This is a genomic window from Rhodococcus sp. NPDC056516 (genome assembly GCF_042794655.1).
Classification (GTDB): domain Bacteria; phylum Actinomycetota; class Actinomycetes; order Mycobacteriales; family Mycobacteriaceae; genus Rhodococcus_F.
In genome coordinates, this window is sequence record NZ_JBHTTG010000007.1 from 226,088 (window position 1) to 247,561 (window position 21,474).

Annotated in this window: 23 protein-coding genes and 1 riboswitch; of the genes, 9 read left to right on the forward strand and 14 right to left on the reverse strand. The window is 62.5% G+C overall.

Going from position 1 to position 21,474, the window contains the following annotated elements; all coding sequences use genetic code 11:
• Window positions 1-12: 12 nt before the first annotated feature.
• Together ACFQ6Y_RS22265 and ACFQ6Y_RS22270 are read left to right on the forward strand one after the other, a co-directional pair.
• On the forward strand, window positions 13-468 hold the full coding sequence (locus tag ACFQ6Y_RS22265; RefSeq protein ID WP_378637235.1) for a nuclear transport factor 2 family protein: 456 nt from the start codon (window positions 13-15) through the stop codon (window positions 466-468).
• 47 nt (window positions 469-515) lie between these two features.
• Window positions 516-1,022, forward strand: a complete 507-nt coding sequence (locus ACFQ6Y_RS22270) for a MepB family protein (protein ID WP_378637238.1) — start codon at window positions 516-518, stop codon at window positions 1,020-1,022.
• Here the strand turns inward: ACFQ6Y_RS22270 and ACFQ6Y_RS22275 are convergent.
• Together ACFQ6Y_RS22275 and ACFQ6Y_RS22280 are read right to left on the reverse strand one after the other, a co-directional pair.
• A complete protein-coding gene (locus ACFQ6Y_RS22275; RefSeq protein WP_378637242.1) occupies window positions 997-1,578 on the reverse strand; it encodes a dihydrofolate reductase family protein in 582 nt (193 codons plus the stop codon). The genes ACFQ6Y_RS22270 and ACFQ6Y_RS22275 overlap by 26 nt on opposite strands.
• Window positions 1,579-1,672: 94 nt before the next feature.
• Window positions 1,673-3,064, reverse strand: a complete 1,392-nt coding sequence (locus ACFQ6Y_RS22280) for a glycine--tRNA ligase (protein WP_378637245.1) — start codon at window positions 3,062-3,064, stop codon at window positions 1,673-1,675.
• Window positions 3,065-3,262: 198 nt separating this feature from the next.
• Between ACFQ6Y_RS22280 and ACFQ6Y_RS22285 the strand changes: the two genes are divergently transcribed.
• Window positions 3,263-3,646 (forward strand): metalloregulator ArsR/SmtB family transcription factor, encoded by a 384-nt coding sequence (locus ACFQ6Y_RS22285; protein WP_003944457.1) that lies wholly within the window; start codon window positions 3,263-3,265, stop codon window positions 3,644-3,646.
• 11 nt (window positions 3,647-3,657) lie between these two features.
• Window positions 3,658-4,089, forward strand: a complete 432-nt coding sequence (locus ACFQ6Y_RS22290) for a Fur family transcriptional regulator (RefSeq protein WP_003944514.1) — start codon at window positions 3,658-3,660, stop codon at window positions 4,087-4,089.
• A 5-nt stretch (window positions 4,090-4,094) separates the two neighbouring features.
• Here the strand turns inward: ACFQ6Y_RS22290 and ACFQ6Y_RS22295 are convergent, their stop codons facing one another.
• From ACFQ6Y_RS22295 to recO, 3 genes are read right to left on the reverse strand one after another with little or no spacing between them, the layout of a single operon-like run.
• Window positions 4,095-4,517, reverse strand: a complete 423-nt coding sequence (locus ACFQ6Y_RS22295; protein WP_019749000.1) for a YbjN domain-containing protein — start codon at window positions 4,515-4,517, stop codon at window positions 4,095-4,097.
• Window positions 4,514-5,332: an isoprenyl transferase gene (locus tag ACFQ6Y_RS22300; protein ID WP_378447908.1), complete on the reverse strand. Its 819-nt coding sequence runs from the start codon at window positions 5,330-5,332 to the stop codon at window positions 4,514-4,516. Before ACFQ6Y_RS22300 ends, ACFQ6Y_RS22295 begins: the two co-directional genes overlap by 4 nt.
• Window positions 5,289-6,104 carry a DNA repair protein RecO gene (gene recO / locus ACFQ6Y_RS22305; protein ID WP_378637248.1) on the reverse strand — a complete coding sequence of 272 codons (816 nt, stop codon included), beginning with the start codon at window positions 6,102-6,104 and terminating at the stop codon, window positions 5,289-5,291. The genes ACFQ6Y_RS22300 and recO overlap by 44 nt, the downstream gene beginning before the upstream one ends.
• Before the next feature lie 96 nt (window positions 6,105-6,200).
• On the opposite strand from recO, the gene ACFQ6Y_RS22310 reads away from it, so the two are divergent.
• Window positions 6,201-6,950, forward strand: a complete 750-nt coding sequence (locus ACFQ6Y_RS22310) for a TetR/AcrR family transcriptional regulator (protein ID WP_378637250.1) — start codon at window positions 6,201-6,203, stop codon at window positions 6,948-6,950.
• 15 nt (window positions 6,951-6,965) lie between these two features.
• On the opposite strand, the gene ACFQ6Y_RS22315 is transcribed toward ACFQ6Y_RS22310, so the two are convergent.
• Window positions 6,966-7,955, reverse strand: coding sequence for a diiron oxygenase (locus ACFQ6Y_RS22315; protein WP_378637253.1), 990 nt, complete (start codon window positions 7,953-7,955; stop codon window positions 6,966-6,968).
• A gap of 104 nt (window positions 7,956-8,059) precedes the next feature.
• Window positions 8,060-8,500 (reverse strand): DoxX family protein, encoded by a 441-nt coding sequence (locus tag ACFQ6Y_RS22320; RefSeq protein WP_378447906.1) that lies wholly within the window; start codon window positions 8,498-8,500, stop codon window positions 8,060-8,062.
• Between the two features lie 139 nt (window positions 8,501-8,639).
• Window positions 8,640-8,733, forward strand: a riboswitch (TPP riboswitch).
• Between ACFQ6Y_RS22320 and ACFQ6Y_RS22325 the strand changes: the two genes are divergently transcribed.
• Window positions 8,724-9,515, forward strand: a complete 792-nt coding sequence (locus tag ACFQ6Y_RS22325) for a 3-oxoacyl-ACP reductase (RefSeq protein ID WP_378447905.1) — start codon at window positions 8,724-8,726, stop codon at window positions 9,513-9,515. (Overlaps the previous riboswitch by 10 nt.)
• Window positions 9,515-10,795, forward strand: coding sequence for an LLM class flavin-dependent oxidoreductase (locus tag ACFQ6Y_RS22330; protein WP_378637256.1), 1,281 nt, complete (start codon window positions 9,515-9,517; stop codon window positions 10,793-10,795). The genes ACFQ6Y_RS22325 and ACFQ6Y_RS22330 overlap by 1 nt, the downstream gene beginning before the upstream one ends.
• Here the strand turns inward: ACFQ6Y_RS22330 and dinB are convergent.
• Window positions 10,792-12,090 carry a DNA polymerase IV gene (gene dinB / locus ACFQ6Y_RS22335; protein ID WP_378538221.1) on the reverse strand — a complete coding sequence of 433 codons (1,299 nt, stop codon included), beginning with the start codon at window positions 12,088-12,090 and terminating at the stop codon, window positions 10,792-10,794. The two genes, ACFQ6Y_RS22330 and dinB, sit on opposite strands and share 4 nt — an antisense overlap.
• 121 nt (window positions 12,091-12,211) lie before the next feature.
• Here dinB and ACFQ6Y_RS22340 point away from each other — a divergent pair, with 121 nt between their 5' ends.
• On the forward strand, window positions 12,212-12,673 hold the full coding sequence (locus tag ACFQ6Y_RS22340; protein ID WP_378637259.1) for a MarR family winged helix-turn-helix transcriptional regulator: 462 nt from the start codon (window positions 12,212-12,214) through the stop codon (window positions 12,671-12,673).
• The gene (locus ACFQ6Y_RS22345; protein WP_378637263.1) at window positions 12,670-13,650 is read left to right on the forward strand and encodes a zinc-binding alcohol dehydrogenase family protein; all 981 of its coding nucleotides are present in this window, start codon (window positions 12,670-12,672) and stop codon (window positions 13,648-13,650) included. Before ACFQ6Y_RS22340 ends, ACFQ6Y_RS22345 begins: the two co-directional genes overlap by 4 nt.
• A 9-nt stretch (window positions 13,651-13,659) precedes the next feature.
• Here the strand turns inward: ACFQ6Y_RS22345 and ACFQ6Y_RS22350 are convergent, their stop codons facing one another.
• The 6 genes from ACFQ6Y_RS22350 to kdpF are packed head-to-tail and all read right to left on the reverse strand — an operon-like array spanning window position 13,660 to window position 21,427.
• The gene (locus tag ACFQ6Y_RS22350) at window positions 13,660-14,340 is read right to left on the reverse strand and encodes a response regulator (RefSeq protein ID WP_003944545.1); all 681 of its coding nucleotides are present in this window, start codon (window positions 14,338-14,340) and stop codon (window positions 13,660-13,662) included.
• A complete protein-coding gene (locus ACFQ6Y_RS22355; protein ID WP_378637267.1) occupies window positions 14,337-16,877 on the reverse strand; it encodes a DUF4118 domain-containing protein in 2,541 nt (846 codons plus the stop codon). The genes ACFQ6Y_RS22350 and ACFQ6Y_RS22355 overlap by 4 nt, the downstream gene beginning before the upstream one ends.
• A 7-nt stretch (window positions 16,878-16,884) precedes the next feature.
• Window positions 16,885-17,535, reverse strand: a complete 651-nt coding sequence (locus ACFQ6Y_RS22360; RefSeq protein WP_378637270.1) for a potassium-transporting ATPase subunit C — start codon at window positions 17,533-17,535, stop codon at window positions 16,885-16,887.
• 6 nt (window positions 17,536-17,541) lie between these two features.
• A complete protein-coding gene (gene kdpB, locus ACFQ6Y_RS22365) occupies window positions 17,542-19,647 on the reverse strand; it encodes a potassium-transporting ATPase subunit KdpB (protein ID WP_378637273.1) in 2,106 nt (701 codons plus the stop codon).
• Entirely contained in the window at window positions 19,644-21,329 is a 1,686-nt protein-coding gene (gene kdpA / locus ACFQ6Y_RS22370) for a potassium-transporting ATPase subunit KdpA (RefSeq protein WP_283304186.1), read from the reverse strand. The genes kdpB and kdpA overlap by 4 nt, the downstream gene beginning before the upstream one ends.
• Complete coding sequence (kdpF, locus tag ACFQ6Y_RS22375) at window positions 21,329-21,427, reverse strand: K(+)-transporting ATPase subunit F (RefSeq protein WP_007731078.1); 99 nt, start codon at window positions 21,425-21,427, stop codon at window positions 21,329-21,331. Before kdpF ends, kdpA begins: the two co-directional genes overlap by 1 nt.
• Between the last annotated feature and the right edge of the window lie 47 nt (window positions 21,428-21,474).

Consider the following 21,474-nt stretch of genomic DNA (forward strand, 5'->3'; position numbering starts at 1 on the left):
GTAGCCGAGGACATGACCTCACAGGTAATCGACCCGGAGCAGTCTCGGCGCAACAGTGGTATCAGCCGGCGAGAACGTCGGGTACTGATCAAGGGAGTTACCATGAGCGACTTCGACGCCATTGCCGATGCCTACATCGACATGTGGAACGAAACAGATACCACCGCCCGCAAAGCGCGGATCGAGCAACTGTTCACTCCAGCCGGTCGCTACACCGATCCGCTGGCGGACGTCACCGGACACGAACAGATCGACGCGATGATCAACGCTGTGCAGCAACAGTTTCCGGGCATGCACTTCACTCTCGTCGGACCGGTGGACGCACACCACCGGCAGGCGCGATTCGGCTGGGCTCTCGGCCCGTCGGGGGCCGAGTCACTGATCGACGGATTCGACGTACTCGAACGCGACGACGACGGGCGTCTGACGCTTGTCCTCGGGTTCCTCGACAAGGTGCCTTCGGCCTGAAGCGACCTTCCACCGACAGCGTTCGACACGAAGGCTGTCGGTGGTTCGTGCCATCATCGTTGCCGATGAACGCCGACGGATTTACCTGGTCCACACCGATTCCCGAGCTTGACGGCGCCGAGTACGGCGCTCACGCGCTGACCGTCAACGGACTCATGACCGTGTATCGAATCGCCAAGACGACGCCTACCAAGCTCGGTCAGTTCGTCACGCTGTGGCGCCGTTCCGATGCCGGGCCCATTCGCCCCTTCGACGACACCGACGGCGTCATGCTCTTCGTGGTGAAGGCACACGACGAAGAACATCTGGGGCACTTCGTCTTTCCTGTCGAGACCCTCGTCGAATACGACATCGTGTCGACGAACTTCTCGGGCGGCAAGCGCGCTATCCGGGTCTATCCGCCCTGGGTCACGCCGACCAGCGTGCAGGCAGTCAGAACTCAGCGCTGGCAGTTGCGGCATTTCGGCGAGTTCCCCGATGTGTTCAGCTCGACTGTGTTCAGCTCAACTGCGTTCAGCGCAACTGTGTTCAGCTCATCTGATAAGTCGCAATGATGACGCCTGTTGTCGTGGGGACGCTGTCGACGAGGGTGAACTGAGCGAGCGCAGCGCCGTCGGGGAACAATCTGCGCCCGGTTCCGAGAACGAGCGGATGAATGAGCAGGGTGTAGGTGTCGACGAGGCGCCGCTCGGCCAATGACGTCATCAAGTCTCCACTGCCCAGAATCACCAGATCCGGACCCTCGCTTTCCTTGAGCGCTGCTACGGCGTCGGCAGCATCACCTTTCAACAAGGTCGAGTTCTTCCACGGGAGCGGTTCACCCAAAGTTCTTGAAGCTACGTATTTCTGCGTGTTGTCGAGAACCTCGGTGAACGGATTGTCGGTCTGAAACGGCCAGTACGAGGCGAAGTTCTCGTAGGTTCTGCGCCCGAAGAGCAACTCGGATTTCTTCGCCATTCCCTCCCCCATCTTCTGCGCCATGACGGAATCGTTGAAAGGTGCCGCCCACCCTCCGTGCTCGAATCCGCCACGACGGTCTTCGTCCGGCCCACCAGGTGCCTGCATGACACCGTCGAGAGTCACGCTGTTGGTCACGCTGAGTTTTCTCATAACTTCGATCCTGCGCCTGAAGGACCATCGGGGAAAGAGAAAACGGGCGGTCCTTCTCGATTGAGAAGAACCGCCCGTCAGCTTCGAACGAGTTTCAGGAACCGATCAGCCGTGCGGCCAGGTAGCTTTCCACCTGATCGAGGGCGACGCGTTCCTGCGCCATGGAGTCACGCTCACGAACCGTGACGGCCTGATCTTCGAGGGTGTCGAAGTCGACCGTGATGCAGAACGGTGTGCCGATCTCGTCCTGGCGACGGTAACGACGACCGATGGCGCCGGCGTCGTCGAACTCGACGTTCCAGTTCTGACGCAGCTGCGCTGCAAGGTCTTTTGCCTTGGGCGTCAGGTCCGCGTTACGCGAGAGCGGCAGAACGGCAGCCTTCACCGGAGCGAGTCGACGATCCAGGCGGAGCACCGTGCGCTTGTCGACGCCGCCCTTGGAGTTGGGCGCCTCGTCCTCGGTGTAGGCGTCGACCAGGAAGGCCATCAGCGAACGCGTGAGACCGGCCGCCGGCTCGATGACGTACGGCGTGTAGCGCTCGCCCGTCGTCTGGTCGTAGTAGTTCAGCTCGGTGCCCGAGTGCTTGGAGTGCGTCGAGAGATCGAAGTCGGTACGGTTCGCGATGCCCTCGAGCTCGCCCCATTCGCTGCCCTGGAAGTGGAAGCGGTACTCGATGTCGGTCGTACCCTTCGAGTAGTGCGAAAGCTTTTCCGGCGCATGCTCGTACAGACGCAGGTTGTCCTTGTTGATACCGAGGCCGGTGTACCAGTCCAGGCGGTAGTCGATCCAGTACTGATGCCACTGCTCGTCCTCGCCCGGCTTGACGAAGAATTCCATCTCCATCTGCTCGAACTCGCGGGTGCGGAAGATGAAGTTGCCCGGGGTGATCTCGTTACGGAAGCTCTTGCCGATCTGACCGATGCCGAACGGCGGCTTCTTACGCGAGGTGGTCAGCACGTTGGCGAAGTTGATGAAGATGCCCTGTGCGGTCTCGGGGCGAAGGTAGTGCATGCCCTCTTCGCTCTCGACAGGGCCGAGGTACGTCTTGAGCATCATGTTGAAGTCGCGCGGCTCGGTCCACTGGCCGACGGTGCCGCAATCGGGGCAACCGATGACATCCATCGAGACGTCGTCCGGGTTGTCGAGCTTCTTCTTCTCCGCGTACGCCTCCTGCAGGTGATCCTGACGGTGACGCTTGTGACAGTTGAGGCACTCGACGAGCGGGTCGTTGAAGACACCGACGTGACCGGACGCGACCCACACCTCGCGGGGCAGAATCACCGACGAGTCGAGGCCGACAACGTCCTCGCGGCTGGTGACCATGTTGCGCCACCACTGGCGCTTGATGTTCTCCTTGAGCTCGACACCCAATGGGCCGTAGTCCCATGCGGACTTGGTACCGCCGTAGATCTCACCGCACGGGTAGACCAGGCCTCGCCGCTTGGCGAGATTGACAACGGCTTCGATCTTGGACTTGGGTGCCACTCGATTGCTCTCCATCTGGGTAATAGATGCATGATTTTCGTGCGCTTTTCGCACCATCAGCCTATCTGGCGGCTGCCACGCACTTCCGTCCAAGGTTGACATGCATACTTGTGCATATCAAAATGAAAGTGATTTGCAATAATGTGGTGAGATGGCTATGCCCGGACATCATGACCTACCCCTCGAAGGAGCCTCGCTGTGAGCATTGCGGATACCGGCGATCTCCACAAAAGCCATGATCATTCCGACCTCGGACACACGCACGACCCGTTCGAAGCCGCACCGCCCGCGCCCGTGCCGCCCAAGGAAACCCTGGCGGCAGCCGGCGAAATTCTGCGGGCGCTCGCTGCACCCGTTCGGATCGCGATCGTGCTTCAGTTGCACGAGTCGGAGCGTTGCGTTCACGAACTCGTCGGAGCTCTCGGTGTCACTCAGCCACTCATCAGCCAGCATCTGCGCGTACTCAAAGCAGCGGGCGTCGTCCGCGGCGAGCGCAACGGACGAGAAGTTCTCTATCGACTCGTCGACGATCACCTTGCACACATCGTCGTCGACGCTGTCGCCCACGCCGAAGAAGGATGAGATTCCACCGCATGAACACCCCGGGCAGTACGACCTCGAAACGTGGACCGGCCACAGTCGGCGTTCGTTCCACGAAACAGCGCAGCGCCATCTCCGCCCTGCTCGACGACATCGACGAATTCAAGTCGGCACAGGAATTGCACGACGAACTGCGCAAGCGAGGTGAAGGCATCGGCCTGACCACCGTCTACCGCACGCTGCAGGCACTCTCCGACGCCGGAACCATCGACGTCCTACGCACCGACACAGGTGAGTCCGTCTACCGACGCTGCTCCTCCGGGCACCACCATCACCTGGTGTGCCGCAACTGCGGATTCACCGTCGAGGTCGAGGGCCCGACGGTCGAGCAGTGGTCACAGACCATCGCCGAGGACAACGGTTTCACCGAAGTGAGTCACACCGTCGAGATCTTCGGCACCTGCCGCGACTGCGCCGCCGCCTGAGAGCGTCAGGGAATCAAACCCTGCCGGGCGGTATCGGCACCGGTGAGCGCCAGTAGCAACATCGTGGTCAGTGCTTCGTCGTCCAGTCCGGCGGCAGGGAACGTGTAACGCAGGATGACGTCCGCCAGACTGCCGTGGCCGAACACCGCGATCGAGCCGAATTGGATGGTGCGATTTCGCTCGGCCACCTTGCGATGCAGTGCCGCGCTGACCGGTCGGTCCCACGCGAGAACGCACGTCATGGACAGCACGTCCAGACCCTCGGACAGATTCATCGCCTGGATCGAACACAGCGCGCCGGAGTACTGAAAACCCAGTGATCCGTCGGCAGCCACATCGACCGTCACGAAATGCGCCAGCGAGGCGGCCGCACGTTCTTGTAGGCGGGCTGCTTCGTCGGTGGTGTCGGTCATGTTCTCCCCTGTCATTTGACGCCACCGAATCTACGGTCGCGTGAGGCGTATTCGACGCACGCGGCCCAAAGGTCGCGGCGATCGAAATCGGGAAACAGCTTCTCCTGGTACACCATTTCGGCGTAGGCGGATTGCCAGATCAAGAAATTGGACGTCCGCTGTTCTCCCGACGGACGCAGGAACAGATCGACGTCGGGCATGTCGGGTTCGTCGAGGTACTTGGCCACCGTCGCCTCGGTGATCTTGTCCGGATTGATCTCGCCGGCGGCGACGCGCTTCGCGATTTCCTTTACCGCATCGGCAATTTCGGCCCGGCCGCCGTAATTCACGCACATGGTCAAGTTCATGACGGTGTTGTTCTTGGTCAGTTCTTCGGCGATCTCGAGTTCCTTGATCACACTTGCCCACAGGCGCGGTTTACGACCGGCCCACCGAACACGCACACCCATTTCGTTCATCTCGTCGCGTCGGCGACGGATGACGTCACGGTTGAAGCCCATGAGGAATCGAACTTCGTCGGGACTGCGCTTCCAGTTCTCGGTGGAGAAGGCGTACGCGGAGAGCCACTCGACGCCCATCTCGATGCAACCGCACACCGTGTCCATCAGGACAGCTTCGCCGCGTTCGTGCCCGGCGGTTCGCGGCAAACCGCGCTCTTGAGCCCACCGACCGTTGCCGTCCATCACCAACGCGACGTGGCGCGGGATGAGTTCGGTTTGCAGGATGGGCGGGGTCGCCCCGGACGGATGTGGGTCCGGTGGCCGGATCACCCGTTCAGCAGCAGAATCAAGCGGAGTTCGCGGTTCGCGTCGTCGAATCACGGGTTCCATCCTGCCTCACGGGCAAGTCGACCTCGACGGCTGCATGCGGCCTTGAACGCTCGATCAGCGGCAACGTCCGCAATTGGCGCTCGAGATGCCACTGCAGGTGTGCCGCGACCAGTCCGCTGGCTTGCGTCCGCAGAGTCGCGGGCGCCGAATCGGTACCCTCCCACTCTCCTCGGAGCAGGGCTTCCATCAAGTCGAGCACTCCGGGTGACGGCGTCGCAGCACCCGCCGGGCGGCAATAGGTACACACGGCTCCACCTGCGGCGACGTGAAATGCCCGGTGCGGTCCAGGAGCGCTGCAGCGCGCACACTCTTCGAGGGCAGGTGCCCAACCCGCATAGCCCATGGCTCGCAACAAGAACGCGTCGAGCACGAACTCGACCGGTCGTGCCTGCTCGGCGATCGCGCGCAGTGCACCCACCGTCAATCGCTGAAGCTGCGGGGCCGGCGCACGTTCCTCACCGGCCAACCGCTCGGCAGTTTCGAGTACGGCGCAGGCCGTGGTGTACCGGCTGTAGTCGTCGACGATGTCGATGGCGAACGCATCCACTGTCTGCACCTGGGTGATGATGTCGAGATTCTTGCCGGGGAGAAGCTGCACGTCGATGTGAGCAAACGGTTCGAGTCTTGCCCCGAATTTGGAGGTTGTTCGGCGGACACCTTTGGCCACGGCACGCACCAACCCGAACTGACGGGTGAGCAACGTGACGATGTGGTCGGCTTCGCCCAGTTTGTGCAGGCGCAGCACCACCGCCGTGTCTCGATACAACCTCACTCGACCAGTGTCCCACGTCGTACCGACGACCGATCCCGATGCCGCGCCCGATGACAAGTCGGAAACACGGCAGGTCCGTCCGGATAGACTGGCGCGATGCCGAGCGACGCAATTGCGCAACCTGTCACTGCAGAGTTGACCGGTCGCGAAGCGCGGTGGGAGCGACACAACTCCGAGCGTCAGAAACGGATACTCACCTCGGCGGTCGAACTGATCGAAGAGCGTGCGGCAGGTGCCGAGGTGTCCGTCCAGCAGATCGCCGATCGTGCCGGCCTCGCCAAGTCGGTGGTGTACCGCCAATTCAGCGGCCGAGACGACCTCGATCGACGAGTCCGAGCGTTTGTGCTCGGCCAATTTGCCGCGGCCCTGGATGCGTCGATGAGCATTTCGGTGGGCACACTCGACGAGATCCTGACCCGCACCATCAGCGCCGTCGCCGAGTGGATCACCGAGCATCCTCGTATTCACGAGTTCATGGGTACCGGCCCCACCGACTACGACGACGAGAGCATCGACGCGATCAGCAGCTTGAAGGCGACAATCGCCGACTCGGCCCTGGCCACCATCACCGAAGTCGGCCGAAGCGTGGGGATCGATTCGTCGCCCTTCGATTCACTGCCGTTCGCAGTGGTGACGATGGTCGAGGGCACGCTCACACACTGGGTTCGAAGCAATGATCCGAAACCGAGCCGCGCAGAGATCGTCGCCGACCTCGCGAAGTACACCTGGTACATGTTCGACGGCGTTGCCCGCTCGAGCGGCCTCACGATCGATCCCCACGTCGAATTGTCCACGCTCATCGCTGAACTGGTGTCCTCCGACGGCCAGTCCTCGCTGCCTGACTAGATCCGGGCCACCTGACTAGATCCGTGTTTTGTCGGAGCGCTTCGGCTCGCCGCGATAGCGTGCGTAGTCACCGTCGATGCCCAGCCTTCGCCACGCCCGCTTCGACACCGGGTTCATCAGACCGAGTTCGTCTGCCAGGGCCCGCATTTCACCGAAGTAGTTCCCCAGAATTCGGCGGGAATGCGGGCTGCCCCAGAAAGCACTCGCCATCACGTCTTCGGGAATGCCGAATTCTTCGGCGAATTCCTTGGGCGGTGACATGATTTCGCCTGCGAGCCAACGCATCGCGCCGGGGAAGGCTACCGACGTCATTGCCCGACTGGTACGACTGAGCCTGGGAACGTGATTGCGCAGGAACTCGTGCGCAAACGAAATATGTCTCGCTTCTTCGGCGATGTGAATCTCCATGGTGCGGAGCATCGCCGGCGGGGTGTCCTTACCTTCGCGGATCAAGTCCTTCTGGAAGTGGTCGATCGGCTCTTCTCCGGCAAGAATGCCGATGAAGAAGATGACCGGGAACTTGGCACCCAGCACTCCGATGATGGGCGAGAGTCGCCGGAACATCGGACGCATACCCGGCACGTCGATGTCCATACGATTGACGAGTTCCTGGAACATCTGGATGTGATTGCACTCTTCGGTCATCTCGTGCAGGCAGTACCGGAACTCGGGTGACTGATTGGGAAGCGCCATGATGTACTGCAGCATTCCCCGGATCAAGATGCTCTCGAACGCCGAACCCACCTTGGTCACGTTGGCCTGACGCCACATTCCCATCGCGATTCGACGTTCCAGGGACTGCTCCTGGTACCACTGCGTCGCGCCGAGGGGGTCCGAGACGGACGAGAGCACCCATCTCGGATCATGTGGATCGATCGCGAACTCTGGTGAATCCCAGTCGATGTCGAGGTAGGGATCAAAACTGCGGGCCACGGAGCCCTCGGACAAAGTCTGCAGTACCTCGTGGTACGGCATTTCCACTTCGATCGACGCTGACCGAGCCATCGGTGTCTCCTCACGGCCAGTCCGCCGATTGCAGTCGACGGACTTGAATGAGGTCAAACATAATGGGACACCGCGTCCCACGCAACCCCTTCGGTGGCCTGATTTCAGGCCCGACGGAGCGGAATGATCTCGCGAACCTTCTCATCTCGGAGATACAGTCCAGCCCACATCACGATTCCGGCGTAGACGGCAAACAATGTGGTGCTCACCAGAGGCTGTTCAGCTCGAAGGTTGGTCAACACAGCGCCACCCAGGTAACCGGTGAGCAGAATCGCGCCGAGCACGGACGTTCGCGGAATCACGTACAGCGCAAGGCAGATCAACTGCACCACCCCGGCTGTCAGGGCAAGAGAGTCGGGCAACCCCAGCTCGGCCGAGGCGTCCTTGACCGTCTGCAGATTGAGGATGTGGATGATGCCGTCGAACAGCATGAAAAGTACGAACAGACCACTCAGGACGTATCCGACCTTGCGCGCGGTCCCCGAAGGTGCCGTTCGTGTTGCATCACCGGAAAGGGTGTCGTGGTGGGCAGGCTGGGTAGTCATCGGAATCTCCCGGGGCGAAGGCGAGCGGCCGGTTGCCACTTCGCTTGCCAATAACGACTCCCCAGCGATCGAAAACTCATCGCGCCGGCAATTACCACGCACCCGGCGTTCAGGTGGGTTCACCTCTCGTGGTCTGATGGACGGCGACACGGGGTGCCGAAAAAGTCGGCTGAGATCAGACCCGATGAACCTGACCAGTTAGCACTGGCGGAGGGATGTCGACATGACCGAACAGCAATTTCAGCGCGCTCTCGAACTCAGCGAGCAGATCGTCCTGATCACCGGTGGCGCCCGCGGGCTCGGAGCCGCACTGAGCCGAGCATTCTCCCGCTCAGGCGCCCGGGTGATCGTGAACTACAACAAGAGCCGTGATGCCGCCGAGGCCCTGGTCGCCGAACTGGGCGAGGATCGCACCTTCGCAGTCCAGGCGGACGTGACGGACCGCAGCTCCGTCGATCAGTTGTTCGCCGCTGCACTCGAGCGATTCGACGCACCGATCTCGACCGTGGTCGACAATGCACTCGTCGACTTCTCGTTCAACGGTGACGCCCGGCCGAACGCGGACACGATCACCTGGGCCGACTTCGACTCCCAACTACGCGGAGCTGTCGCCGGGACACTCAACACCACCCAGGCAGCACTCCCCGGCATGCGAGAACTCGGGTTCGGCCGAATCATCACTGTCGGAACCAATCTGGTCCAGAATCCGGTAGTTCCGTACCACGACTACACCGCCGCCAAAGCCGCACTGTTGGCACTGACGAGGACATTGTCCGCGGACCTCGGTCCGGACGGGATCACCGTCAACATGGTCTCCGGCGGCTTGCTCCGCACCACGGACGCGAGTGCCGCGACGCCGGAAGCAGTATTCGACATGATCGCGGCAAGTACTCCCCTGCGCCGGGTCACGACACCGGACGAATTCGCCGACGCCGCACTGTTCTTCGCCTCGCCCTGGTCGCGGGCCGTGACCGGCCAGAACCTGGTTGTCGACGGCGGACTCGTCAAGAACTGATGGGAACACAGCTACGGATAGGTGCGTTTCTTCTCGAGTGCGGACATCACAGTGCAGCGTGGCGTCACCGCGACTCACCGGTCGAAAGGCTCGGCGACATCACGTATTACGAGTCGCTCGCCCAGATCGCCGAACGCGGCAAGCTGGACGCCGTCTTCTTCGCTGACGGTCACAGTGTTCGCGAACCCGAGTCGGGTGCGTCGTGGTTTCTCGAGCCGATCACCGCATTGACTGCCATGGCGCGAGCGACAACGAACATCGGTCTGGTCACCACCATTTCCACGACTTTCTACACGCCGTTTCACGCGGCGCGGCTGTTGGCATCACTCGACCACATCAGCGGCGGCCGGGCCGGCTGGAACGTCGTGACCTCGATGTTCGACCAGGAAGCGCGCAACCACGGACTGGAGGCGATGCCGGACCACGCGTCCAGATATGAACGAGCCGACGAATTTGTCGAAGTAGCCCTCGCACTGTGGGATTCATGGTCGGAAGACTCCCTGATCCTCGACCGCGGCGGGCGTTTCGCCGACGCCGGCAAGATTTCTCGAATCAATCACGACGGCAAGCATTTTCGGGTGGACGGCCCGTTGACGGTTCCGCGATCCCCGCAGGGTAGGCCGGTGTTGTTCCAGGCCGGGGCGTCCGAGCAGGGTCGCGATCTGGCGGCGCGGCGCGCCGAAGCAATCTATTCGGTTGCCTACGACCTCCCCAGCGCGCAGAAGTACTACGCGGACGTGAAATCGAGAATCGAACGCGCCGGCAGGGATTCCGCCGCCGTCGCGGTCATGCCGGGCTTGGTCACCTACGTCGGCAGCACGGTCGCCGAAGCCAGGGCGAAGAAGGCCGAATTGGACCGCCTTCTGCCCACTGAACAGTCGATACGCCAACTGTCATTGTTCACCGGACAGAACTGCGAAGACTGGGATCTCGACGGTCCTGTCCCCCCACTACCGCCGCTCGAGGCATTCACCGGGCCGCAGGGACGCTACGCAACGATTCTGCGGATCGTCGAGAAGGATTCACCGACAGTGCGTGAGTTCCTCGGAACATTGGCTGCCGGTGGCGGACACGCAACAATGATCGGAACACCCGAATCCATCGCCGACGAAATGGAAGCCTGGTTGCACGGCCGCGGCGCCGACGGCTTCAATCTGATGCCACCGACCTATCCCCACGGTCTGGAAGATTTTGTCGATCACGTGATTCCGGCATTGCAGGCTCGTGGGTTGTTCCGTCGCGAGTACGACGGAGCAACTCTGCGAGAAAATCTCACCTAGTCCGGAAGCAACGGCACCGACAGATCCGGGTCGCGCCCCAGAAGGACTCCCCTCGTGAGGGCTGCGGAGCCGAACTTCTTCCGGACGCTGTCCATCGCCGAGTCGAGGGCGGCAGTGTCCGGACCCGCGAATCCTGGACCGTCGAAGGGCAATTCGAGTTGTTCGGCGCCGTCCCGATCCAGGTTGGAGACTGCCACACCGATCAACGTGATGCCCTTGTCCGCGATCAGCGGTATCGCTTCGTCCAGCAGCACCATCGAGGCGTTCAGCAGTTCCGCTGTGTCGGCCGTGGACCGGCGCAGCGTGTGAGATCGAGTAGCCCGCGTGAAATCTGCGAAGCGGAGGCGGAGCGTGACCGTACGCCCCGTCCGCTGCGCCGAGCGCATGCGTCGACTGACACGGTCGACCAGGGACATCAACGACGCATCGAGTTCTGTGCGGGGATGGGATCCGCGACCCAACGCATGCTGCGCGCCCATCGAACTGCGGCCGCGATAGGCCCGGACCGGGCGCGGATCTCGGTTGTGCGAGAGCGCATAGAGATGCCGGCCGGCGCCGCCGCCGAGAATCGACACGATCGAGGATTCGTCGTGCCGAGCAATGTCGCCCACCGTCACGATGTCGAAGTTTCGCAACTTCTGGGCGGTGATCTTGCCGACGCCCCACAGCTTCTCGACAGGCAACGGATGCAGGAATTCGGTTTCGCCCTCTGGTGGCACCCGCAGCAATCCGTCGGGTTTCGCGAACGCGCTCGCGACCTTGGCCAGGAACTTGGTGCGCGCGATGCCGACCGTGATCGGTAGTCCGACCTGCTCGGCGACGTCACGCCTGAGGTTCGCACCGATCTGCAATGGCGTGCCGACGATCCGGGCCAATCCCCCGACCTCGAGGAACGCTTCGTCGATCGAAATTCCCTCGACCAGCGGCGACGTGTCATGAAAGACGTCGAACACGTCTTTGCTCGCTTGCGAGTATGCGGACATTCGCGGAGGAACGACTATCGCCTGGGGACACAGGGAACGGGCCTGACCACCGCTCATCGCAGTTCGAACCCCGAAGGCCTTGGCCTCGTAGCTTGCCGCCAGGACCACGCCACCGCCGACGATGACAGGCCTACCTGCCAGAGTCGGGTCGTCGCGTTGCTCGACTGATGCGTAGAACGAATCGAGGTCCGCGTGCAGGATCGTTGCGTCACCCGGAGGCCGACTGCCGTCAGAACGAGTAGCGCCAGAACGAGTAGCGCCAGGGTGATCACCTGGCGTTTCTTGCTCGAACGGTTCGTGCGACACGAACATATGTTCCCATGCCCTGCCGACAAAGCGGAAGCCCGCAAATAGATTCCATGGAATTTATAGTGAATCAGGCGTACGGTGAAAAAATGATTCCACGGAATGCATACCGATTCGGGGTCTGGCTATGACGAGGTCGGACCTGAGCAGCCACTTCGACAACCTCGTCCGCTTCGAAACCGAATTGTGGACGGCCATCGACCAGAAACTCCGAACCGAGCACGACCTGCCGCTGAGCCGATTCGAGCCGATGCAGATCATCGGCAGACTCGGTTCCTGCCGGGTCTTCGACATCGCCGAAGCACTCGCGATCACCGTCGGCGGCACCAGCAAGTTGGTGGATCGGATCGAGTCCTCGGGCCACTGCCGTCGACAATCCAATCCCGCCGACAAACGATCCTCACTCATCGAGTTGACCCCCGAGGGCAATGCACTGTTGGGGCGGGCGAAGGCCACGTTCGACGACGAACTGAAACGCCGTCTCGGTTCCGCCCTGACACCCGAGGCTCTCGATCGGTTCGGCGCCACACTGGCCACGCTCCGCGAGGCCAACCGTCGACTGACACCCGCCACGAAGGAGAAATCATGACTGTCACAATGCGGGCAATCGTGCTCGACGCCCCCGGTCCGCCAGAAGCATTGACGATCAAGGAGATTCCGATACCGGTGCCGGTCACCGGGTGGGTGCTGATCCGGGTGAAGGCCTTCGGTCTCAATCGATCGGAACTTCACACCCGACTCGGCCTCGCCGACGGCGTGACCTTCCCGCGGGTGCCTGGCATCGAGGCCGTCGGTGAAGTGGTGAACTGCCCCGGCGGGGAGTTGGCCGAAGGACAGCAGGTCGCCGCCATGATGGGCGGGATGGGGAGGACGTTCGACGGCGGATACGCCGAGTACACGTGCGTTCCCGTCAGTCAGGTCGTTCCCTTCTCGAGCGAACTGGACTGGTCGACAGTGGGAGCAGTCCCCGAGATGCTGCAGACGTCCTACGGCTCGCTAACTGTAGGACTGGACGCGAAATCCGGTCACACCCTACTGATCCGAGGCGGAACCTCCTCGGTCGGCATGGCAACCGCGGTCCTGGCGAAGCAGTGGGGACTCACTGTCCTTGCGACGACCCGAGATGCGAGCAAAGCATCGTCGTTGACCGCGATCGGGGTTGACCACCTTATCGTCGACCACGGTGCTGTAGCCGGCCAGGTTCGAGACATCCTTCCGGGCGGTGTTGATCTGGCCCTCGAATTGGTCGGAACACCAACACTTCCCGACACGTTGCGCGCGACCCGCGTTCACGGCACCGTGTGTTTCACGGGCATGCTGTCCAACGAGTGGACAGTCAAAGACTTTTATCCGATCGACTACATTCCACGCGGAGTGCGATTGACCTCGTACGGTGGGGACGCGTCCGACCTGACTGCAGACGTACTGCAAGACTTCCTCTCCGCTGTGGCGTCAGGCGAGGCGGTGGTACCGATCGACGAGGTGTTCGCGTTCGAGGACATCGCGCGAGCACATGCCAAGATGGAAGCCGGTACGGCACGTGGCAAATTAGTAGTTGTGCTCTGACCTGGCTTCTCACACCACGAATCGATAACCCATCCCCGCCTCGGTGATCAGATGTTTGGGGTTGGCCGGGTCGTCTTCGAGTTTGCGACGAAGCTGAGCAAGGTAGACACGCAGATAGTGGGTTTCGGTGTCATACGCCGGTCCCCACACCTCCCGAAGCAATTCCTTCTGCCCGACCAGCTTTCCGCGGTTGCGCACAAGCATCTCGAGCATGCCCCACTCGGTCGGCGTCAGGTGCACCTGTTCACCGCGCCGACTCACTGTTTTGGCAGCCAAGTCCACAGTGAAGGACGCAGTCTCGACCGACGGTTCCGAAGTGTCCGCCGCGGAGGTTCCCCGCCTCGCCGCAGCGCGCACGCGGGCCAGAAACTCGTCCATCCCGAAGGGCTTGGTGACGTAGTCGTCAGCACCGGCGTCGAGCGCCTCCACCTTGTCCGCGGAGTCGGTGCGCGCCGAGAGCACGATGACCGGCGCCGTGCACCAGCCACGCAGGCCGGCAAGCACTTCGGTGCCGTCCATGTCCGGCAGTCCGAGATCGAGTACCACGACGTCCGGTGGACGCTCGGCAGCAGCCCGCAGTGCGCCGGCGCCGGTCGACGCGGTCACCACCTCATACCCGCGCACCGAAAGATTGATACGCAGAGCTCGCAGAATCTGCGGTTCGTCGTCCACTACCAGGATTCGACTCATGATCCATTCCCATTCGTACCGGCCGCAGCCAACTCCACGATCATCGTCAATCCCCCACCGGGTGTGTCTGTGGCGCTGACCGTTCCGCCCATTGCGTCGACGAATCCGCGCACCACGGAAAGCCCGAGGCCCACTCCGCCGGTGTTGTCGCGATCTCCCATCCGTTGGAACGGCTGGAACATCGTTTCGGCCTCACCTCGCGGAACACCCGGGCCCGTATCGGCAACACTGATCACCACACGATCACCGAGTTGCGCCGCCCCGACTCGCACCGGGGTTTCTCCCCCGTAGCGCAGAGCGTTATCGACGATGTTCGCAATCACCCGTTCGAGCAGACCTTGATCTGCTTGCACTGCAACGGTACCCACGTCGACGACTACGCTTCGAGCCCGCGAATCGGAGCGTCCACCGATGCCCAGACCCAGCAATGCACGGTGAACCACCTCGTCCAGATACACCGGCCTCAGCGTGAGTTTCACCACGCCGGCAGCAAGGCGGGACGAGTCGAGCAAGTTCCCGACCAGTGCCGTCAACTGATCCGCCGACTCCTCGATGGTCGCGAGTAGTTCGGCGGTGTCCTCGGGCGAGAACTCGATGTCGTCGCTGCGCAGACTCGACACCGCCGCCTTCACTCCGGCGAGAGGCGTTCGCAGGTCATGGCTTACCGCTGACAGCAGGGCTCGACGCAGTTGATCGGCCTCGGTGAGCGCGGCAGCCTTGCTCGCCTCGACTGTCAGTTTCTCTTGGCGGATCATCCCGACTGCTTGGTGAGCCACCACCGTCAGCACCCGTCGATCACGCGCACTCAGGTCGGGCCCAGTCAGCAACAGCGCATATTCCCCGTCGTTGACCTCACAGACCGTATCGGCTTCGTCGTCCGTGGTCGGCGGCTGCGTACCCACGGCAGCGATGACTCCGTCGTCGTGATGAATGACGGAAACCCCTTGCTGGCGATAGATTTCGAGTGCCTTCGCCAGAAGTGTCGAGAGGTCGGCTCCGCGGAGAACTGATCCCGCGAACAGTGTGAGCAGTTCGGCTTCCTCGGAGGCGCGCTTCGCCTCTCGTGCGCGCTTTGCCGCTGCATCGACCAGAACGGCAACTGCCACAGCCACAATCAGCAGCACGACGGTGGTGATGAAGTTGTCCGGCTCGGCAATAGTGAAGCTGTACCGAGGATCGGTGAAGAAGTAATTGAGCAGCAGACCCGAAATCAGTGCCGACAATATCGCCGGGCCGACGCCGCCGAGGAGCGCAACCAGCACGACTACGACGAAGAACAATGCGTTCTCGCCGTTGACCCCGGAGATTCGGTCGACGAGCCCCATGATCGCGGCCGCGAGCGAAGGCACGACGATCGCCGCAATCCACGACAGGACCCGGCGTTCCGAGCGCCCCAGCACCGAAATGCGTCGTCGCGCCGTCGCTTCCTCATGCGTGACCATGTGGACGTCGATACCGCCGGACTGCTGAACGACCGCGGCGCCGATCCCCTCGTCGAGGATGCGGGCCAGGCGGGAACGCCGCGACGTTCCCAGTACCAACTGGGTGGCGTTCTCCTCGCGGGCAAACTCGAGGAGCGTCGACGGTACGTCGTCACCGACAACGGTGTGAAGCGTGGCGCCGACTCCGACAGCCAACGCGCGCACCTTGCCCATCTCGGGGGCCGAGACTCCGGTGAGTCCGTCACCGCGTACGACGTGGACCACCATCAGCTCGGCGCTCGACTTCGACGCGATTCGAGATGCGCGTCGTACCAGGGTTTCCGACTCCGGTCCCCCGGTCACGGCAACGACGACACGCTCGCGCGCTTCCCAGGTATCGGTGATCTTGTTCTCGGCCCGGTATTTCGCCAGTGCGGCGTCCACCTGATCGGCCACCCACAGCAGCGCCAGTTCGCGTAGCGCCGTGAGGTTTCCGCGTCTGAAGTAATTGCCCAAGGCCGCATCGACACGTTCCGGTGAATACACATTTCCGTGAGAAAGTCTGCGACGCAGCGCTTCCGGGGTGATGTCCACCAACTCGACCTGCGCCGCACTCCGTACTATCGCATCCGGAACCGTCTCCTGCTGCACAACGCCGGTGATGTGCGCGACAACGTCGTTGAGGCTTTCGAGGTGTTGCACGTTGACCGTGGACAGAACGTCGATCCCGGCTTCGAGCAGTTCCTGTACGTCCTGCCAGCGCTTGTGATTCTTGCTCCCTGGCGTGTTGGTATGTGCCAACTCGTCTACCAGGACAAGGGCCGGACGCCGAGCCAACACGGCCTCGACGTCCAGTTCCGGCATCCGAGTTCCGCGATAATCCACCAGCTTGGGCGGCACGATCTCGAGGTCTCCGATCTGCGCCGCGGTGCGGGCGCGGCCGTGTGTCTCCACGACGGCCGCGACCACGTCACAGCCCCGATCTCGACGCCGATGAGCCTCACCGAGCATCGCGAAGGTCTTTCCGACGCCGGGGGCAGCACCGAGGTAGATACGCAATTCACCACGTTTGCGTGCCCTACCGAAAGATTGACCGACCTTCTCCGAAGAACTCACGTGACAATCATCCACCAGTCGTCGGCGTAGCACACGTAGGTGCCGTCAATCCGAGTGCCAGATTCAATTCGAGGACGTTGACTCGCTCGACCCCGAGAAATCCGAGTTGTCTGCCGTCGGTGTGCTCGGCCACCAGATCCCGCACCTTCTCTTCCGAGATGCCGTTGTTCGCCGCCACCCTCGCGACCTGTAATTCGGCGTACGCCGGACTGATGTGGGGATCGATACCCGATCCCGAACCGGTGACCGCGTCGACGGGCACCGATGCCGGGTCGACGCCCTCACGGGCCGCGATGGCGGCCCGACGTTCGATGACGAATCCGGCCAGAACTTCGCTGCTCGGCCCCTGGTTGGACGGCAGTGCCGCAGCGGGATCACCGGTGGCAAACGGATCCTCGTCCGAAACGGATCCGACTACACGGTTGTGGAAGAACGGGTCCTGCTGCCCTTCGGCGACCTGCGGATCGACACCCACCCAGGCACTGCCGACCACGCAACCGGCGGCATCGGTGACCGGTGAGCCTTCGGCAGATCCGGAGCTGATCCGGCTGACACCCCACACCGCGGCGGGATAGACCACACCGAGAACGACGGTGAGCGCGAGCAATACGAGCAAACCCGCCCACACCTGTTTGGCAAAACCGATAGTGAAACGCATGTCAGGTCACCCAATTCCAGGAATCAAACGTACGACGAGATCGATCAACCAGATACCGACGAACGGTGTGATCACACCGCCGAGACCGTAGACGAGCAGGTTACGTCCGAGCAACTGCGATGCCGTCGACGGTCGGTATCGAACACCCTTGAGTGCCAACGGAATCAAACCGATGATCACCAAGGCGTTGAAGATCACGGCCGAGACGATCGCCGATTCGGGGGTGGCGAGACGCATGATGTTCAACGCGTCCAGCTGCGGGTAGATGCCGCTGAACAAGGCCGGCAGGATTGCGAAATACTTCGCCAGGTCGTTCGCCAACGAGAAGGTGGTCAACGCGCCGCGGGTGATCAGCAATTGCTTGCCGATTTCCACCACCTCGATCAGCTTGGTGGGATCGGAATCGAGATCGACCATGTTCCCGGCCTCTTTGGCTGCCGAGGTTCCCGTGTTCATCGCGACCCCGACGTCCGCCTGGGCAAGGGCGGGAGCGTCATTGGTCCCGTCACCGGTCATCGCGACGAGGCGCCCGCCTTCCTGTTCCTTCCGAATCAGGGCCAGCTTGTCCTCCGGCGTGGCCTCCGCCATGAAGTCGTCGACGCCGGCCTGGTCGGCAATCGCCTTTGCGGTCAACGGATTGTCGCCGGTGATCATGATCGTGCGAATACCCATCGCCCGGAGTTCGGCGAACCTGTCGGCCATTCCCGGCTTGACGACATCCGACAATGCGATGACGCCGAGTATCGAGGTGCTTTCGCTGTGCTTGACGGCTACAACCAGCGGTGTACCGCCGGCTTGGGCGATGTCGTTCACGGTGTCGGTCACCGCGGTCTCTGCGTGTCCACCTCCGCTGACGACCCAGTTCATCACCGCATCTGCTGCGCCCTTTCGGATTTGGCGTCCGGAGTGGTCGAGTCCGCTCATCCGTGTTTGTGCCGTGAACGGAACGAACTCTGCGCGTTCCTCGTCCAGCGTCGGCTCGGCAGCGAGAGCGAACTCCGCTGCGCACAACTCGACGATGCTCCGTCCCTCGGGAGTTCCGTCGGCCAGGCTCGACAAGCGCGCTGCCGCAGCCAGATCGTCGGCGGATACACCTGGCGCCGGATGGAGCGCGGTGGCCCGGCGGTTACCGAAGGTGATGGTTCCGGTTTTGTCCATCAGCAGGGTGTCGATGTCGCCCGCAGCTTCCACCGCGCGCCCCGACATCGCGAGAACGTTGCGCTGGACGAGGCGGTCCATCCCTGCGATACCGATCGCAGAGAGCAGCGCGCCGATGGTCGTCGGGATCAGGCAGACGAGAAGTGCGATCAGCTTGATCGGATCCTGTTCGTGCCCTGCGTACAAGCCCATGGGGCCGATGGCAACGACGGCGAGGAGGAAGATGACGGTCAACGACGCAAGCAGGATGTTGAGCGCAATCTCGTTGGGTGTCTTCTGTCGCGAGGCACCCTCGACGAGCGCGATCATCCGGTCCACGAACGAACTACCCGGTGCTGCGGTGATTTCCACGACGATGCGATCGGAGAGGACCGTCGTACCACCGGTGACAGCGCAGCGGTCGCCACCGGATTCACGGACTACCGGCGCGGATTCACCGGTGATCGCCGATTCGTCCACGGACGCAATACCTTCGACCACGTCGCCGTCGCCGGGGATGACCTCACCGGAAACCACTATTACCCGATCGCCGACCACCAGTTCGGTGCCCGACACCGATTCGATCGCACCGCTCATCGTGATCCGATGTGCTGTGGTGTCCTGCTTTACCCTTCGCAGGCTTGCCGCCTGCGCCTTGCCGCGCCCTTCGGCCACGGATTCGGCGAGGTTCGCGAAGATCACCGTGAACCAGAGCCACAGGGTGATCACCCAGGAGAACACCGAGGGATCGGCGATCGCCATGACGGTGGTGATGACGGAACCGACGAACACCACGAACATGACCGGGTTGCGGGCGAGGTGGCGTGGGTCGAGTTTGCGCACGGCCCCCGGCAACGCGGTGATCATCTGCCGCGGGTTGAAAACGCCTGCGTGTACTTGACGGGACTGCCCTGGATCAACCGTGTCGGCAGCGTCTTGCGCCACCACGGGTTTCTCACTGATACGCACGGTCATTGAAGAGCCTCCGCTAGCGGGCCCAGCGCGAGGGCCGGGAAGAATGTAAGTGCAGCAACAAGAACGACGGTGCCGGTCAACAAACCGGTGAACATCGGTCCGGACGTCGGGAGGGTGCCGGCCGTCGGCGCCACCTTCTTCTGCGAGGCCAGCGCACCGGCCAAAGCGAGAACGAAGATGATCGGCAGGAACCGGCCCAGGAGCATGCAGATTCCGAGAGACGACTGGAACCAGTCGCTGGTGACCGTCAGACCGCCGAACGCACTGCCGTTGTTGTTCGAGGCGGAAGCGAAGGCGTAAAGCACCTCGCTGAACCCGTGAATCGATCCCGGCGTGCCCGGATCTCCCCCATTGCCTTGATAACCGGTGGTCGAACCGAGGATCACGGTGATGGCGGTACCGATCAAGACCAGCGCGGGCATGACCAGGATCGACAGCGCCGCAAGGGTGATCTCGCGTCGACCCAACTTCTTGCCGAGGTATTCGGGGGTGCGACCGACCAACAATCCGCCGACGAACACTGCGATCAGTGCCAGCACAAGAATCCCGTAGAGGCCGGTTCCTACTCCGCCCGGGGCGATTTCGCCGAGCAACATGTTGAGCAGGACCGCTCCGCCGCCGAGGGGCGACATGCTGTCGTGGGCCGAGTTCACCGCACCCGTCGACGTTCCCGTCGTGGCCACCGCGAACAATGCCGATCCGGGGATTCCGAAGCGAACTTCCTTGCCTTCCATCATCGAACCGGCCGCAGTGGCAGCGACACCGCGGGCGCCGGATTCGGCCGCCAGCGTCACCGCGAGCAGTCCGCTCCACAGGATTCCCATCACTGCCAGCAGGGTGAGGCCTTGCCGACGGTCACCGACCAGGGTTCCGAATGTCCGGGTGAGGCAAACCGGGATCAGCAGTATCGCCAGGATCTCGACGATATTGCTCACCGGGGTGGGATTCTCGAACGGGTGCGCCGAGTTGGCAGCCAAGATCCCGCCACCGTTGGTGCCGAGTTCCTTGATCGCTTCCTGGGACGCGACGGGAGCAAGTGCATTGGTCACCGCATTGCCGTCGAGGCCGGTGGAGGCGAAACCGCTGTGGAAAGACTGGATCACTCCCTGGCTCAACAGGATCAGGGCGATCACGAAGGAGAAGGGCAGGAGGATGCGCAGAGAACCACGCGTCAGATCGACCCAGAAGTTGCCGATCTCACCGCCCCTGGCCACACGGATGAAGCCACGCACCAACGCGATTGCCACTGCCATGCCCACTGCAGCCGAGACGAAGTTCTGCACCGCCAGACCGACGGGCTGAACGAAGTTGCTCATCGTGGTTTCCGGCGTGTACGACTGCCAGTTCGTGTTCGCCACAAAGGAAATCGCGGTGTTGAAGGCAACGGCGGGGCTGACACCTGACAGTCCGTCGTTCAGCGGCAGTACACCCTGGATCCGTTGGAGGAAGTACAAGAACAAGGCGCTCGCCAGCGAGAATCCGAGAACGCTTGCGGCGTAGCCGTACCACGTCTGCTCGGCGCGAGAGTCGATCCGGCCGACGCGGTAGATCACACTCTCGACGCGCAGATCTCGCGTCGACGAGTAGACACGCGCCATGTAGTCGCCCACCGGAACGTAGGCGATGGCAAGAACGACGAGGACAAAAGCGATCTGCAGGCCGGCTGCAAGAGCGGGCGACATCAGAACCTCTCAGGATCTACGAGTGCAACAAGCAGATAGATGACCAGTGCCGCGGCGACGGCGATCAGAACCACGCTGACCACGCCGGCAACCGTCATTTGGGAGCGCTCGCCTGTAGGGCGCGCAGCACGAGCGCGCACACGAG